The organism is Bacteroides sp. HF-4919, from assembly GCF_018860125.1.
Map to the genome: position 1 here is coordinate 1 of NZ_JAHKNF010000022.1, position 15,600 is coordinate 15,600.

Here is a 15,600-nt window from a genome sequence, read left to right on the forward strand (position 1 = left end):
CTACAACGTTGATAGGACGCAGGTGTACAGGTGGTAACATCACAGCCGAGCGTTACTAATTGCCCGATGACTTTCTTTTATTGTCCTTTATGGTTTATATATCCGTTTAGCTTTACTATCCGGGTGATAGACGGCTAAGTTTACTTTTGTACATTATGTCTACCTTATTCAGGTGACTATAGCATCAGGGTTCCACCTCTTCCCATTCCGAACAGAGAAGTTAAGCCTGATCACGCCGATGGTACTGCGTAACAGTGGGAGAGTAGGTAGTCGCCGTTTTTTTTAGAGAGTTCATCCCCTCGGGTCAGAAGACACGAGGGGATGACTTGTTTATAGACGTAGGAAAAGAAGGAGGGAGGATAACAACCGAACTGATGCACTCGTTTATAAATAAAATACTACTTAAAATACGAATATTTACTGATAATTTGTATGTTATGAGGATTATTATTCGTATCTTTGTCGCCCGAATTATGTCTACCTACTTAAGATTCAGATGAAAATTAGTTAAGTAGTACATAACGTTTGGGCTTTTTTTGTACCTTTGCAACGATTAAAAAAAAGAAGCTTTGGGAAAGTTTGATAAATACAAAATTGATTTGAAAGGAATGCAAGCAGACTCATGTAAGTATGAGTTTCTACTTGACAATCTTTTTTTCGCTCATATTGATGGCCCTGAAGTTCAGAAAGGTAAAGTCAACGTAGAGTTGACGGTTAAAAAGACCTCTCGTGCTTTTGAATTGAGCTTCCAGACAGAAGGTATCGTATGGGTACCATGTGACCGTTGTTTGGATGAGATGGAGCAGCCGGTTACTTCCTCAGATAAGTTGATGGTGAAATTTGGCCGTGAATATGCTGAAGAGGGAGATAATCTGATTGTGATCCCTGAGGAAGAAGGGGAGATCAATGTAGCTTGGTTTATGTACGAGTTTATAGCTTTGGCTATCCCGATGAAGCATGTGCATGCTCCCGGTAAATGCAATAAAGCTGTGACCAGTAAGCTGAACAAGCATCTTAGAACAAGTAGTGATGACGATGCAGAAGAATCTTTTGGCGCTGGTGAGGATATCGTTGTGGAAGATGAAGCGGAGGAACAGATTGATCCGCGCTGGAATGAATTAAAAAAAATATTAGATAATAATTAAAGTTTAAAAGAAAATGGCACATCCTAAGAGAAGACAATCAAAAACAAGAACTGCAAAGAGAAGAACTCATGATAAAGCAGTAGCTCCTACATTGGCTATTTGCCCGAACTGCGGTGAATGGCATGTTTACCACACAGTATGCGGCGCTTGCGGATACTACAGAGGTAAGCTGGCAATTGAAAAAGAAGCTGCTGTATAATTGCAGTCTGAATAAGCTTATACTTATCAAACAGCCAGAGAGCATTGCTCTCCGGCTGCTTTAAGTATTAGATGTATTGCTAAATTAAAACAGAATTGATGGAAAAAATAAATGCAGTAATCACAGGAGTCGGAGGATATGTACCTGATTATGTCTTGACAAACGACGAGATATCTAAGATGGTGGATACCAATGACGAGTGGATTATGACTCGTATCGGAGTAAAAGAAAGACGAATACTGAACGAAGAGGGATTAGGTACTTCGTATATGGCCCGTAAGGCAGCTAAACAGTTGATGAAAAAAACGGGTTCAAATCCTGATGACATTGATTTAGTTATCGTTGCAACTACTACTCCTGACTATCATTTCCCCTCAACAGCTTCTATTCTTTGTGATAAACTCGGACTAAAAAATGCTTTTGCTTTCGATCTACAGGCTGCTTGTAGCGGATTCTTGTATCTGATGGAAACAGCTGCCAATTTTATTCGTTCGGGACGATATAAAAAAGTAATCATTGTTGGTGCCGATAAAATGTCATCAATGGTGGATTACACAGAACGTGCAACATGCCCTATCTTCGGTGATGGAGCGGCAGCTTTTATGCTTGAACCGACCACGGAAGACTTGGGAATTATGGATGCTATATTGAGAACTGATGGTAAGGGATTGCCTTTCCTCCACATGAAAGCGGGTGGTTCGGTTTGTCCTCCTTCTTATTTCACGGTTGACAATAAAATGCATTATATTCATCAGGAAGGTAGAACTGTGTTCAAGTACGCTGTCTCTAATATGTCTGATGTCAGTGCAGCTATAGCAGAAAAGAACGGGCTGACAAAAGATAACATTGACTGGATTGTTCCCCATCAAGCCAATATGCGCATCATCGAAGCGGTAGCTCATCGCATGGAAGTTCCGATGGAGAAAGTTCTGGTGGATATTCAGCATTACGGTAATACGAGTGCGGGTACGCTGCCATTGTGTATCTGGGATTTTGAAGAGAAACTTAAGAAAGGCGATAACATTATTTTCACTGCGTTTGGTGCCGGATTTACTTGGGGTGCCGTGTATGTGAAATGGGGTTACGACGGGAAAAAAGAATAGTAACGAAAGTTGCTAATATAAATCACATAAAACGCATCTTATTTCGATTCGATGCGTTTTTTTGTCTAAATCAATAAATGGAAGGCGATGCATAAAGCTGGTTTTGTGAATATAGTAGGAAATCCCAATGTGGGTAAGTCGACACTGATGAATGTGTTGGTAGGCGAACGTATTTCAATTGCTACGTTTAAGGCGCAGACTACTCGTCACCGGATTATGGGTATCTATAATACGGATGATATGCAGATTGTTTTTTCGGATACTCCGGGGGTGCTGAAACCTAATTATAAGTTGCAGGAATCTATGCTGAACTTTTCGACTTCAGCATTAGCGGATGCAGATGTCTTGCTTTATGTGACAGACGTGATTGAAACTCCTGATAAGAATAATGAATTTATTCAGAAAGTGCGTCAGCAGACTGCTCCGGTTTTGTTGTTGATTAACAAGATTGACTTGACTGACCAGGAAAAGTTGGTGAAGCTGGTGGAAGACTGGAAAGAGTTGCTTCCACAAGCTGAGATTATTCCGATTTCGGCAGCTACAAAGTTCAATGTGGACTATGTGATGAAGCGGATCAAAGAACTTTTGCCTGACTCACCTCCTTATTTTGATAAGGACCAGTGGACTGATAAGCCGGCCCGTTTCTTTGTCAACGAGATTATCCGTGAGAAGATCCTGTTGTACTATGATAAAGAGATTCCGTACTCGGTAGAGGTGGTGGTGGAGCAATTCAAAGAAGATGCGAAGAAGATACATATTCATGCCGTGATTTATGTAGAGCGTGATTCTCAGAAAGGCATTATTATAGGAAAACAGGGTAAAGCCCTGAAGAAAGTTGCTACAGAGGCACGGCGGGATCTGGAACGTTTTTTCGGAAAAACTGTTTTTCTGGAAACCTATGTGAAAGTAGACAAAGATTGGCGCAGCTCTGACAAGGAATTGCGGAATTTTGGTTATCAGTTAGATTAAAAAAAGAAAATTCATACGACTGTGATAGTCGCAAAAATAAAGTGTGTAAACTATGGGAAATTTAGTTGCAATCGTAGGACGACCCAATGTGGGCAAGTCTACCTTATTTAATCGTTTGACGAAAACCCGTCAGGCAATTGTGAACGATGAAGCGGGTACTACCCGTGATAGGCAGTATGGTAAATCCGAATGGTTAGGGCGAGAGTTTTCTGTTGTTGATACCGGTGGATGGGTAGTAAACTCTGACGATATATTCGAAGAGGAAATCCGCAAGCAGGTATTGATGGCAGTGGATGAAGCGGATGTGATTCTGTTTGTGGTGGATGTGACAAATGGAGTGACAGATTTGGATATGCAGGTAGCTGCCATATTACGCCGTGCCAAAAGTCCGGTCATCATGGTGGCCAACAAGACGGATAATCATGAGCTGCGATACAATGCTCCTGAGTTTTATCGGTTGGGATTGGGCGATCCTTATTGTATCTCTGCGATTAGTGGTAGTGGTACAGGAGATCTGATGGACTTGATTGTTAGTAAATTCAAGAAAGAATCCGATGAGATTCTGGATGAAGACATCCCTCGTTTCGCTGTGGTGGGACGTCCTAATGCCGGTAAATCGTCTATTGTGAATGCTTTTATCGGGGAAGAACGTAATATTGTTACAGAAATAGCCGGAACAACCCGCGATTCTATTTACACTCGTTACAATAAGTTTGGCTTCGATTTCTATCTGGTAGATACAGCCGGCATTCGTAAAAAGAATAAGGTAAACGAGGATCTCGAATATTATTCGGTTGTCCGTTCTATTCGTGCCATAGAGGGGGCCGATGTATGTATTCTGATGGTGGATGCGACCCGTGGTATAGAAAGCCAGGATTTGAATATATTCTCGTTGATTCAGAAAAACTCAAAAGGGTTAGTGGTAGTCGTGAATAAGTGGGATCTTGTAGAAAACAAGACTGATAAAGTAATGAAGACTTTTGAAGAAGCCATTCGTTCACGTTTTGCTCCTTTTGTTGATTTCCCTATTGTGTTTGCATCGGCATTGACAAAACAGAGAATTCTCAAGGTGCTTGAAGAGGCACGTAAAGTTTACGAGAACCGTATGATTAAAATTCCGACAGCTCGCCTGAACGAAGAGATGCTTCCGTTGATCGAAGCTTATCCGCCTCCTGCGACTAAGGGAAAATATATCAAGATTAAGTACGTTACTCAGCTGCCTAATACGCAGGTACCCTCGTTTGTCTTCTTTGCTAATCTTCCACAGTACGTGAAAGAGCCTTATAGAAGATTCTTGGAGAACAAGATGCGTGAAAAGTGGGATCTGAGTGGAACGCCTATCAATATTTATATCAGACAGAAGTGATTTTTGTGTCGAATAGTATTGATATATAAATGTAAAAGCCGGATTATCATAATTCCGGCTTTCTTTTTGCCCATCATTTTTGAAATAATTGATTCTTTTTGTTTCTTATATAACTCTTTTTATTTATATTTGTACAGAGCAAAAAGAAACAAACCATAAATACAGACAGAGGCTACATGGAAAAGAAGGCAGAAATACTATTGGTTGACGATCATGCACTGATTCTTGAAGGGATGCAACGCATGCTTGAGTTAGTGCCGGGGGTTAAAGTTGCCGATGCGGTGACTTCGGGAACGAGAGCTGCCGAATTGATTGGGGAGAGAGACTACGACATCTATGTTTTGGATGTAAGCCTCCCCGATATATCAGGATTCGATTTGGTTGATATGATTCGTGAGATTAATGAGAGTGCACGTATTATTATTAGTACTATGCATGAAGAAATCTGGATTATCAACCGTTTGATTCGTCAGAAAGTGAATGCCGTGATCCTTAAATCATCCGAAGCTATGGAAATAGGAAATGCCGTGAAGAGCGTGCTTGCAGGTGATTCTTATGCATGTCCGCGGTTTAAGTCCATTCGTCAGAGGTTAAGCCTCAGTCCTGTACAAATTCATCCTAAAGATATACCCACAAAGCGCGAGCTTGATGTACTGAAAGCTGTCGCGAGGGGATGTAATACGCATGAAGTTGCGGCTGAATTGAAGATTTCAGAAAATACTGTCGAAACATTTCGCAAAAGGCTAATACAAAAGTTTTGTGCAAAGAACGCTATCGATATGGTAGTGAAAGCTATGGCAAAAGGATGGATAGAGATTGGATGATTCTATTTATTTCAATTTGTCACGGTTTTCGGTGATGTTTTGCTGCATTTTTTTTGTTATCTTTGATGTGTAATTGGAATTATTCTCTTTTTAAGTTTTATTGAGAACTTTGGGACAGTCAATATGTCGTGATGATATATGTCGATTCTATTAACTGGTTTTTTTATAACAAAAAGTGGGCTCATGAGTTGCGATGATTCATGAGCCCTTCTATTTCAATCTGTTGAGAAGATCAGCCTTCGAGGTTTTGTATTTCTACATCCTTTACTTTACGCAGCAGGTCGGAAGCGAAAATGAAATTGTTCAGCTGTTCGTTGGTCGAAGTGAAGATGTCGTCTTTCGTACCTTCCCACTCTTTGGTTCCCTGATAAATATAGATAATCTTTTCGCCAATACCCATTACCGAGTTCATGTCGTGAGTATTGATGATGGTGGTCATGTTGTACTCCCGGGTAATATCGTGAATCAGGTCGTCTATTACCAAAGAGGTTTTCGGGTCGAGTCCTGAGTTCGGTTCATCGCAGAAGAGATACTGCGGGTTCAGCGCAATGGCCCGTGCGATAGCTACACGTTTCTGCATACCGCCACTGATTTCGCCGGGAAATTTATCTTTAGCTTCTGTCAGGTTGACCCGATCGAGGCAGAACATGGCCCGTTTGGTTTGTTCGCGCAATGTGTCCGTACCGAACATGTTGAGAGGGAACATTACGTTATCTAAAACGGACATGGAGTCGAACAAAGCCGCGCTTTGGAAAATCATTCCCATTTCGCGTCGCAAATGTTTCTTTTCTTTTTTACCCATTGCCAGAAAGTTGCGTCCGTCATAGAGTACTTCGCCCTTTTCCGGTGTCAGCAATCCGACGATGCACTTCATCAATACCGTCTTACCCGAACCGCTCTGACCGATAATCAGGCTGGTTTTTCCGTTTTCGAAAGAGGCATCTATATTATGCAATACCGTTTTACCTTCGAATGATTTATAGAGTCCTTTTACTTCGATCATCCCATTAAAAGTTTAGTTAATACCAGGTCGGCAAACAAAATCAGTACGCTGCTGGAAACCACCGAATCGGTAGATGCCTTTCCCACTTCTATCGAGCCGCCCTCTACGGTATAGCCGAAAAAAGAGGATACACTGGCAATGATAAAGGCAAAAAACAGTGACTTGATGATGCCGCACCACACAAACCATTCTACAAACATATACTGGAGCCCGTATTCAAGGTCGGTGGCCGTCATAATACCGCCGAACCAGCAGGTGGCGAATGCTCCGATGATACCTGCAAAGATGCTGAAGGTCACCAGAATAGGAATCATGGTAACCATTGCCGTGATTTTGGGTAATATCAGATAATTGGCGGAATTCACTCCCATGATTTCGAGTGCATCAATCTGCTGTGTCACACGCATTGTACCCAGTTCGGAAGCGATGTTCGATCCCACTTTACCGGCCAGGATCAGACACATGATGGAGGAGGAGAACTCAAGCAAAAGAATCTCACGAGTGACGTATCCTACCGTCCAGCGGGGCATCCATGGGCTTTCGATGTTTAGTTTAATCTGGATGGTAATCACCGCGCCGATGAAGAATGAAATCAACAGCACGATGCCGATAGAGTTTACCCCCAGTTGCTCTATCTCTTTGATATATTGCCGGAAGAACATACGCATGCGCTCGGGACGTGAAAAAGTCCGTCCCATAAGCATCATGTATCTGCCGACGGTTCTTAATGCTTTAATCATAACTCGTATATTTGTTTGCAAATGTACGTTTTTTCGGCTTATTTTTGCTACATTTGCCGCAAAATAACAAAGGATATGAAAGAAAGCAAGATGGTGCTTCGTACCGAAGACTTGGTGAAAAAGTACGGTAAGCGTACGGTAGTGAGCCATGTTTCCATCAATGTGAAGCAGGGTGAGATTGTAGGTTTGCTGGGGCCGAATGGTGCCGGTAAGACCACTTCGTTCTACATGACCGTAGGATTGATTACCCCGAATGAAGGCCGTATTTTCCTGGACGATCTTGAAATAACGAAATATCCTGTTTATAAACGTGCCCAGACCGGTATCGGATATCTGGCTCAGGAGGCTTCGGTCTTCCGCCAGATGACGGTGGAGGACAACATTGCTTCCGTGCTTGAGATGACTAATAAACCTCTCGATTATCAGAAAGATAAGCTCGAAAGTTTGATTGCCGAGTTTCGTTTGCAGAAAGTGCGGAAGAATAAAGGTACCCAGTTGTCGGGTGGTGAGCGCCGCCGTACGGAGATCGCGCGTTGTCTGGCTATCGACCCCAAATTCATCATGCTTGATGAACCCTTTGCCGGGGTAGACCCGATTGCCGTAGAAGATATCCAGCAGATTGTATGGAAGTTGAAAGATAAAAACATCGGTATCCTGATTACCGACCATAACGTACAGGAAACATTGAGTATTACCGATCGTGCCTATCTGCTGTTCGAAGGAAAAATTCTGTTTCAGGGTACTCCTGAGGAGTTGGCTGAGAATAAGATTGTGCGTGAGAAATATCTGAGTAACAGTTTCGTTTTGCGCCGCAAAGACTTCCAGTTGAAAGATTAGTCTGCTGTTTCCGTTCTCGTGTGTATCGGGGGAAGCCGTTTGAACATAGAATACATAAAAAAAACCTTTTACCGGTTCTTCTGGTAAAAGGTTTCTTTTTAATTCTTTCTCCTATCGTCAATCTCTCGGTCTGGCTTCTTTGAGTACCATAGTACGGCCTTCGTATTCCGCTCCGTTTAATTCTGCGATAGCTTTTGTTGCAGCTGCATCGTCATCCATTTCTACGAAACCAAAACCTTTTGATCTGCCTGTTTCGCGATCGATGATTACTTTACAAGAAGTTACTTTTCCGTAGTCTTCCATAACTTGTTGCAGATCTGCTTCCTTAACACGGTAGTTAAGGTTTCCAACATAAATGTTCATAATGAAAATGATAAAAATAAAATAAATGAAATAAAAAACTCTCCGGAAGATGATTTAATAATAAAAAGATTAAAGAAACAGAGAGTTTACAAAAGCGTCTTGTCGACGGGAGTAAAAACCTTGTAATCGAAATCGAGAAACTAATCGATCATCTTTCCGCAACAAAGAAACACATAAAATCCGGAATTGCAATAACTTTTTCTCTTTTTTTGTGTGCGAAACCTATGAAATTTAACGGGTTGGAGAGATCTTAGGATGAAGTTGGAAAACATAAGTTGTAAAGAAGATACTGACTTCCCGGTGTTACGGTGAAGGTGGCGGAAATTTGATAGCATTTTGTCAAAATGACAATCGTATCCTCTCATATTTGTTTATTTCGGAGGACCATTCGTCTAAGTCAGAAAAAACGTCTTCCAGCCAGTTTAGCCATTATCTTTTTGTTTACCCGATGGCCGGTTTCTGGACAGACTGAAAGAGAAACATATCCTCTTGATGCATCATGTACTTTTTTGTGTCAAATACCTGTTCTTCCGATAGTCCGGCCGCGTCGTTTCGCGGAGAGCAACCAGAGTGAAAAAAGAGTTCGGAAGCTTCTTTTTCCGGAACAATATATGCAATTAGGGAAAACATTTAAAGAAATCCGGAAAAGAAGTAAGCGTTTTCCGGAAATGCTAACGTCTTTCGGGGCAAATGTACCCGTCTTTTCCGCAAAAAGAAGCTTGCTTTTCAGTAAAACACAGGTTTTGTTTCCGGAAGAGTCAGGCTTTGGGAGGCAAAAAGCCACCTTCCGGAGCTCTATTTCCTCCGGATGGAGCGGAGAAACGAAAAGCCGAGTCAGCGGAAAGAAGGATTTTTGATCCTTTTGACAGTATAATCTCCGATTGTTGCTATAATTGATATTTGTGGTAGCACTCCGTAAACAATGAACCGGTTTCCGACCTCCTTATCCACATCCGGTTGTGTTGAACTTTACTGCTTTGCCGGCCTCTGTTCCGGACTTTTCCGTCCGGACCTGTCTTTTTGTTTTCTTCTTTTTTGGTTAATAAAAAGTAAAACGGGTTCTTTTGAAAACGGATTAATGTCTTTTCTGCCGTATGTCCGGCTGCTTTCGTCCGAAATGGCGATTCTCTGCAAATGAAATAATTCTGCAATGTTTTTTGAAATTTGAAAGATTAGCACTAATTTTGCACCCTCGTTTGAGTATAGAATAAAGTATAAATCAAATAAATAATTGTCAGAATGAACGTTTCATTACAAAACATTGACAAAGTAAGCGCATTGCTTACCGTGAAGCTTGAAAAAGCTGACTACCAGCCTCAGGTAGACAAATCGTTGAAGAACATCCGTCAGAAAGCTCAGGTTCCGGGATTCCGTCCGGGCATGGTTCCTATGAGCTTGGTGAAGAAGATGTATGGTAAGTCAGTCATTGCCGACGAGGTGAACAAATTGCTTTCTGAGAAAGTATACGAATACATTAAGGAGAATAACGTAAACATCCTTGGCGAACCGATGCCTAACGAAGAAAAGCAGCCGGATATCGATTTCGATACAATGGAAGAATTCGAATTTGTATTCGATATCGCTTTGGCTCCGGAGTTCAAAGCTGAGGTTAGCAGCCAGGACAAGGTAGACTACTATACAATCGAGGTAACTGACGAAATGGTAGAAAACCAGATTAAAGCTTATACTCAACGTAACGGAAAATACGAACAAGTAGAGGCATACGAAGAAAACGATATGCTGAAAGGTCTGTTGGCCGAACTTGATGAAGAAGGCAACACGAAAGAAGGCGGTATTCAGGTAGAAGGTGCTGTAATGATGCCTTCGTACATGAAGAACGACGAGCAGAAGGCTATCTTCGCAAACGCTAAAGTAAACGACGTACTGGTATTCAATCCGGATGCTGCTTACGAAGGCAATGCTGTTGAAATCGCATCACTGCTGAAGATCGACAAAGAAGCTGCTGCCGAAGTAAAATCCAACTTCAGCTTCCAGGTAGAAGAAGTGACCCGTTTCGTAAACGGTGAACTGAATCAGGAACTCTTCGATCAGGTATTCGGCAAAGACGCAGTGAAGACAGAAGAAGAATTCCGTGCTAAAGTAAAAGAAAGCATCGCAGCCCAGTTCGTTGCCGATAGCGATTATAAATTCCTGATCGATGTCCGCAAGGTATTGGCAGACAAAGTAGGTAAGCTGGAATTCCCGGATGCACTGCTGAAACGCGTTATGTTGATGAACAACAAAGACAAAGGCGAAGAATTCGTAAACGAAAACTACGATAAGAGCATCGAAGAACTGACATGGCACCTGATTAAGGAACAGTTGGTGAAAGAAAATGATATCAAGGTAGAGCAGGACGACGTGATCAACATGGCGAAAGAAGCTACAAAAGCTCAGTTTGCTCAATACGGTATGCTGACTATACCCGATGATATCCTCGAAAACTACGCAAAAGAGATGCTGAAAAAGAAAGAAAGCATCGACGGTTTGGTGAACCGCGTAGTAGAAACCAAATTGGCCGCTGCACTGAAAGGCAAGGTTACATTGGAGAACAAAACCGTTTCAATGGAAGAATTCAATAAGATGTTTGAATAAGCTCTTCTTTTGAACAGGACATAAAGTCACAGAAACACAGAGTTTTTATAGAATTATAACTCTGTGTTTTTTTGTGTCTCTGTGTTCTTTTTTGTTTCTTTGCAGTTACATTATTAATAATAGAAAGGAACGTAAAACAATGGATGATTTTAGAAAATACGCAACCAAGCATTTAGGTATGAATGCAATGGTGCTGGACGATGTGATTAAATCGCAAGCCGGGTATTTGAATCCCTATATTTTGGAAGAAAGACAACTTAACGTCACTCAGCTCGACGTGTTCTCACGTCTGATGATGGACCGCATTATCTTCCTCGGTACACAGATTGATGACTATACGGCCAATACGCTGCAAGCACAGTTGCTGTATCTTGATTCGGTAGATCCGGGTAAAGATATCTCAATCTATATCAACTCTCCGGGCGGATCGGTTTATGCCGGGCTGGGTATTTATGATACGATGCAGTTCATCTCGAGTGATGTGGCTACAATCTGTACCGGTATGGCAGCTTCTATGGCTTCTGTACTGTTGGTGGCCGGTGCCAAAGGCAAACGTTCGGCGCTGCCTCACTCACGTGTGATGATTCATCAGCCGATGGGTGGCGCGCAGGGACAAGCCTCGGATATTGAAATCACTGCCCGCGAAATACAAAAATTAAAGAAAGAACTTTATACCATTATTGCCGATCATTCGGGTACTTCTTTTGACAAGGTATGGGCCGATTCGGACCGTGATTACTGGATGACCGCCCAGGAAGCAAAAGAATATGGTATGATTGACGAAGTGTTGATTAAGAAATAAACATGGCTGAATCAAAGAATAATAAAAAAAGGTGTAGCTTTTGCGGCCGTTCGGAGAATGAAGTCGGATTCCTGATTACAGGGATGAACGGCTACATTTGCGACAGCTGTGCGACCCAGGCTTATGAGATTACTCAGGAAGCCATGGGAGCCGGCAAACAGAGCGCGGGAGCTACCCGACTCAATTTAAAGGAACTACCCAAACCGGTAGAAATAAAGAATTTCCTCGACCAGTACGTGATTGGCCAGGACGATGCCAAACGTTTTCTTGCCGTATCGGTATATAACCACTACAAACGTCTGTTGCAGAAAGACAGCGGTGATGATGTGGAGATTGAAAAGTCGAACATCATTATGGTGGGCAGCACCGGAACCGGTAAAACCCTTTTGGCGCGTACCATAGCCAAACTGTTGCATGTACCCTTTACGATAGTGGATGCGACTGTGTTGACCGAAGCCGGTTATGTAGGCGAAGATATCGAGAGTATCCTCACCCGTCTGCTTCAGGTGGCCGATTACAATGTGCCCGAGGCAGAACAAGGCATTGTCTTCATCGACGAGATAGACAAGATTGCCCGTAAGGGAGACAACCCCTCCATCACGCGTGATGTCAGCGGTGAAGGCGTACAGCAGGGATTGCTTAAACTGCTCGAAGGCTCTGTGGTCAACGTCCCGCCTCAGGGAGGACGTAAGCATCCCGACCAGAAGATGATTCCCGTAAACACGAAAAACATCCTTTTCATCTGTGGAGGAGCGTTTGACGGCATCGAGAAAAAGATTGCCCAGCGTCTCAACACCCATGTCGTGGGATACAATGCTTCCCGTAAGACGGCTACTATCGACAAAAACAACATGATGCAATACATCGCACCGCAGGATTTGAAGTCATTCGGACTGATTCCGGAGATTATCGGCCGTTTGCCGGTGCTGACCTATCTGAACCCGCTCGACCGGAATGCACTTCGTGCCATTCTGACCGAACCCAAGAATTCCATTATCAAACAATACATCAAGTTGTTCGAAATGGATGGTGTGCAGTTGACCTTCCAGCCCGAAGTCTTCGAATATATCGTCGACAAGGCAGTGGAGTATAAACTGGGTGCCCGCGGATTGCGCTCTATCGTGGAGACAATTATGATGGATGTCATGTTCGAGATTCCTTCTGAAAACCAGAAAGAATATGAAGTGACACTGGATTATGCGAAGCATCAGCTCGAAAAAGCAAATCTTGCGAGATTGCAAACTGCTTAAAATCAAAAGGTAAGGGCAATAATGGAGGTGAGTTCCGTTTTTTCTTGAAAAATATTAGTCTGATTATGCTTGATATTTAAGAAGTTGTTTATAACTTTGTTAGAGCGCTTTCCAAGCAAAGCGAGTGTTTTTAAGTTAAACCATGAACTGAATAAAACAACCTATATTAAGATGGCAGGGAAGATTAATTTGACAGACCAACTGAAAAAGTATTTCGGATTTGATAATTTCAAGGGGAACCAGGAGCCGATCATCCAGAATTTGCTTGATGGTAATGATACCTTTGTGCTGATGCCTACCGGCGGTGGAAAATCTCTGTGCTATCAGTTGCCTTCTTTATTAATGGAAGGTACGGCCATTGTGATTTCTCCGCTGATCGCGCTGATGAAGAATCAGGTAGATGCGATGCGCAACTTCAGTGAAGAAGACGGTGTGGCTCATTTCATTAATTCTTCTTTGAACAAGGGTGCGATTGATCAGGTGAGGTCTGACATTCTTGCCGGAAAAACAAAACTGTTATACGTTGCTCCCGAGTCGTTGACGAAAGAAGAGAATGTGGAGTTTCTGCGTTCAGTAAAGATTTCATTCTATGCTGTCGACGAGGCACATTGTATTTCCGAATGGGGACACGACTTCCGCCCGGAATATCGCAGGATACGTCCGATTATTAATGAAATAGGAAAAGCACCTCTTATTGCGCTGACTGCAACGGCCACGCCGAAGGTGCAGCACGATATTCAGAAGAACTTGGGAATGGTGGATGCACACGTCTTCAAGTCTTCGTTCAACCGTCCGAATCTGTATTACGAGGTACGTCCTAAAACTCAGAATGTAGATAAGGACATCATAAAGTTCATCAAGAACAATCCGGAAAAGTCGGGCATCATTTATTGCCTGAGCCGGAAGAAGGTAGAAGAGCTTGCTGAGATACTTCAAGCCAACGGGATCAATGCCCGTGCTTATCATGCAGGTATGGATTCGGCAACGCGAACGCAGAATCAGGACAATTTCCTGATGGAAAAGATCGACGTAATTGTAGCTACTATCGCATTTGGAATGGGAATTGATAAGCCCGATGTGCGATACGTCATCCACTATGATATACCAAAGAGCCTGGAGGGGTATTACCAGGAAACAGGCCGCGCCGGAAGAGACGGCGGAGAAGGCCAGTGCATTACCTTTTATACAAACAAAGACTTGCAGAAACTCGAGAAGTTCATGCAAGGTAAACCTGTGGCAGAACAAGAAATTGGCAAGCAGCTTCTGTTGGAAACTGCTGCGTATGCTGAATCTTCCGTTTGCCGCCGTAAGACATTACTACATTATTTCGGCGAAGAGTACACGGAAGAGAATTGTGGAAATTGTGACAACTGTTTAAACCCTAAAAAACAAGTGGAGGCTCAAGAATTATTGTGTGCTGTGATCGAAACAATCATAGCGGTAAAAGAAAATTTTAAGGCAGATTATATTATTGATGTCCTGCAGGGACGCGAAACGTCTGAAGTTCAGGCACACTTACATGAAGATCTGGAAGTGTTCGGATCAGGAATGGGAGAAGAAGACAAAACCTGGAATGCCGTGATTCGTCAGGCGTTGATAGCCGGTTATCTGAGTAAGGATGTAGAAAACTACGGTTTGCTGAAAGTGACCGATGCAGGAAAGAAATTCCTTAAACATCCCAAGTCATTCAAGATTACCGAGGACAATGACTTTGAAGAAGTGGAAGAAGAAACACCGGCAAGAGGTGGAGGTTCGTGTGCAGTCGATCCGGTTCTTTATTCTATGCTGAAAGATCTCCGGAAAAAGTTATCGAAGAAACTGGAAGTGCCTCCTTACGTGATTTTCCAGGATCCCTCTCTTGAAGCGATGGCTACTATCTATCCTGTGACGCTCGAAGAACTTCAGAATATCCCGGGCGTAGGTGCCGGAAAAGCCAAACGTTACGGCGAAGAATTCTGCAAGCTGATTAAGAGACACTGCGAAGAGAATGAGATTGAACGTCCGGAGGACTTACGGGTACGCACTGTTGCCAATAAGTCGAAGATGAAAGTGGCCATTATTCAGGCCATCGACCGTAAAGTGGCTCTGGATGATATCGCGCTTTCCAAGGGCATTGAGTTTAGCGAATTGCTGGATGAAGTGGAAGCGATCGTTTATTCGGGTACTAAGTTGAATATCGACTACTTCCTGGATGAGATCATGGACGAAGATCACATGCTCGACATCTACGATTACTTCAAAGAGTCGACAACAGATAAGATTGACGACGCTCTTGATGAACTCGGGGACGAATTTACCGAAGAAGAAGTCCGTCTGGTTCGTATCAAGTTTATCTCCGAAATGGCTAATTAAAAAAGCGAAAAAAACTTGCGTGCACTTATGCAGTCTTGAATAAAAACTGTAT

At 42.8% G+C, this 15,600-nt stretch carries 14 protein-coding genes and 1 rRNA gene; 12 read left to right on the plus strand and 3 right to left on the minus strand.

The window, feature by feature from the left end; all coding sequences use genetic code 11:
- The first annotated feature begins 168 nt into the window (after positions 1–168).
- The 7 genes from rrf to KO473_RS23195 all read left to right on the plus strand — a co-directional run bounded on the left by rrf (position 169) and on the right by KO473_RS23195 (position 5,606).
- Positions 169–279: ribosomal RNA gene (rrf, locus tag KO473_RS23165) — 5S ribosomal RNA — on the plus strand.
- Between the two features lie 290 nt (positions 280–569).
- A complete protein-coding gene (locus KO473_RS23170) occupies positions 570–1,145 on the plus strand; it encodes a DUF177 domain-containing protein (protein ID WP_005822044.1) in 576 nt (191 codons plus the stop codon).
- Positions 1,146–1,158: 13 nt separating this feature from the next.
- Positions 1,159–1,344 carry a 50S ribosomal protein L32 gene (rpmF, locus tag KO473_RS23175; protein WP_002562387.1) on the plus strand — a complete coding sequence of 62 codons (186 nt, stop codon included), beginning with the start codon at positions 1,159–1,161 and terminating at the stop codon, positions 1,342–1,344.
- Positions 1,345–1,442: 98 nt separating this feature from the next.
- Complete coding sequence (locus KO473_RS23180) at positions 1,443–2,447, plus strand: beta-ketoacyl-ACP synthase III (RefSeq protein WP_005811282.1); 1,005 nt, start codon at positions 1,443–1,445, stop codon at positions 2,445–2,447.
- An 87-nt stretch (positions 2,448–2,534) separates the two neighbouring features.
- Positions 2,535–3,416, plus strand: a complete 882-nt coding sequence (gene era, locus KO473_RS23185) for a GTPase Era (protein ID WP_005782288.1) — start codon at positions 2,535–2,537, stop codon at positions 3,414–3,416.
- A gap of 52 nt (positions 3,417–3,468) precedes the next feature.
- Positions 3,469–4,782: a ribosome biogenesis GTPase Der gene (gene der, locus KO473_RS23190; protein ID WP_005782289.1), complete on the plus strand. Its 1,314-nt coding sequence runs from the start codon at positions 3,469–3,471 to the stop codon at positions 4,780–4,782.
- A 176-nt stretch (positions 4,783–4,958) separates the two neighbouring features.
- A complete protein-coding gene (locus tag KO473_RS23195; RefSeq protein ID WP_005822043.1) occupies positions 4,959–5,606 on the plus strand; it encodes a response regulator transcription factor in 648 nt (215 codons plus the stop codon).
- A 232-nt stretch (positions 5,607–5,838) separates the two neighbouring features.
- Here the strand turns inward: KO473_RS23195 and KO473_RS23200 are convergent, their stop codons facing one another.
- The gene (locus KO473_RS23200) at positions 5,839–6,609 is read right to left on the minus strand and encodes an ABC transporter ATP-binding protein (RefSeq protein ID WP_005782291.1); all 771 of its coding nucleotides are present in this window, start codon (positions 6,607–6,609) and stop codon (positions 5,839–5,841) included.
- Positions 6,606–7,349, minus strand: coding sequence for an ABC transporter permease (locus tag KO473_RS23205; protein WP_005782292.1), 744 nt, complete (start codon positions 7,347–7,349; stop codon positions 6,606–6,608). Before KO473_RS23205 ends, KO473_RS23200 begins: the two co-directional genes overlap by 4 nt.
- Positions 7,350–7,424: 75 nt before the next feature.
- Between KO473_RS23205 and lptB the strand changes: the two genes are divergently transcribed.
- Positions 7,425–8,186, plus strand: coding sequence for an LPS export ABC transporter ATP-binding protein (gene lptB, locus KO473_RS23210; protein WP_005811281.1), 762 nt, complete (start codon positions 7,425–7,427; stop codon positions 8,184–8,186).
- 117 nt (positions 8,187–8,303) lie between these two features.
- Here the strand turns inward: lptB and KO473_RS23215 are convergent, their stop codons facing one another.
- A complete protein-coding gene (locus KO473_RS23215) occupies positions 8,304–8,549 on the minus strand; it encodes an RNA-binding protein (RefSeq protein WP_005811280.1) in 246 nt (81 codons plus the stop codon).
- A 1,239-nt stretch (positions 8,550–9,788) separates the two neighbouring features.
- Here KO473_RS23215 and tig point away from each other — a divergent pair.
- The 4 genes from tig (at position 9,789) to recQ (ending at position 15,548) form a co-directional block, all read left to right on the plus strand.
- Positions 9,789–11,144 (plus strand): trigger factor, encoded by a 1,356-nt coding sequence (gene tig / locus KO473_RS23220; RefSeq protein ID WP_005782303.1) that lies wholly within the window; start codon positions 9,789–9,791, stop codon positions 11,142–11,144.
- Between the two features lie 139 nt (positions 11,145–11,283).
- Positions 11,284–11,946: an ATP-dependent Clp endopeptidase proteolytic subunit ClpP gene (gene clpP, locus KO473_RS23225; protein ID WP_005782306.1), complete on the plus strand. Its 663-nt coding sequence runs from the start codon at positions 11,284–11,286 to the stop codon at positions 11,944–11,946.
- A gap of 2 nt (positions 11,947–11,948) precedes the next feature.
- Positions 11,949–13,196: an ATP-dependent Clp protease ATP-binding subunit ClpX gene (gene clpX / locus KO473_RS23230; RefSeq protein WP_005782309.1), complete on the plus strand. Its 1,248-nt coding sequence runs from the start codon at positions 11,949–11,951 to the stop codon at positions 13,194–13,196.
- A 171-nt stretch (positions 13,197–13,367) separates the two neighbouring features.
- Positions 13,368–15,548 (plus strand): DNA helicase RecQ, encoded by a 2,181-nt coding sequence (gene recQ, locus KO473_RS23235; protein ID WP_005811277.1) that lies wholly within the window; start codon positions 13,368–13,370, stop codon positions 15,546–15,548.
- Positions 15,549–15,600: the final 52 nt, after the last annotated feature.

Bases quoted from the DNA above. Each gene is read 5' to 3' on its own strand.
- rpmF (WP_002562387.1), top strand. From the start codon at position 1,159: ATGGCACATCCTAAGAGAAGACAATCAAAAACAAGAACTGCAAAGAGA.
- KO473_RS23180 (WP_005811282.1), top strand. From the start codon at position 1,443: ATGGAAAAAATAAATGCAGTAATCACAGGAGTCGGAGGATATGTACCT.
- era (WP_005782288.1), top strand. From the start codon at position 2,535: ATGCATAAAGCTGGTTTTGTGAATATAGTAGGAAATCCCAATGTGGGT.
- der (WP_005782289.1), top strand. From the start codon at position 3,469: ATGGGAAATTTAGTTGCAATCGTAGGACGACCCAATGTGGGCAAGTCT.
- KO473_RS23195 (WP_005822043.1), top strand. From the start codon at position 4,959: ATGGAAAAGAAGGCAGAAATACTATTGGTTGACGATCATGCACTGATT.
- KO473_RS23200 (WP_005782291.1), bottom strand. From the start codon at position 6,609: ATGATCGAAGTAAAAGGACTCTATAAATCATTCGAAGGTAAAACGGTA.
- KO473_RS23205 (WP_005782292.1), bottom strand. From the start codon at position 7,349: ATGATTAAAGCATTAAGAACCGTCGGCAGATACATGATGCTTATGGGA.
- lptB (WP_005811281.1), top strand. From the start codon at position 7,425: ATGAAAGAAAGCAAGATGGTGCTTCGTACCGAAGACTTGGTGAAAAAG.
- KO473_RS23215 (WP_005811280.1), bottom strand. From the start codon at position 8,549: ATGAACATTTATGTTGGAAACCTTAACTACCGTGTTAAGGAAGCAGAT.
- tig (WP_005782303.1), top strand. From the start codon at position 9,789: ATGAACGTTTCATTACAAAACATTGACAAAGTAAGCGCATTGCTTACC.
- clpP (WP_005782306.1), top strand. From the start codon at position 11,284: ATGGATGATTTTAGAAAATACGCAACCAAGCATTTAGGTATGAATGCA.
- clpX (WP_005782309.1), top strand. From the start codon at position 11,949: ATGGCTGAATCAAAGAATAATAAAAAAAGGTGTAGCTTTTGCGGCCGT.
- recQ (WP_005811277.1), top strand. From the start codon at position 13,368: ATGGCAGGGAAGATTAATTTGACAGACCAACTGAAAAAGTATTTCGGA.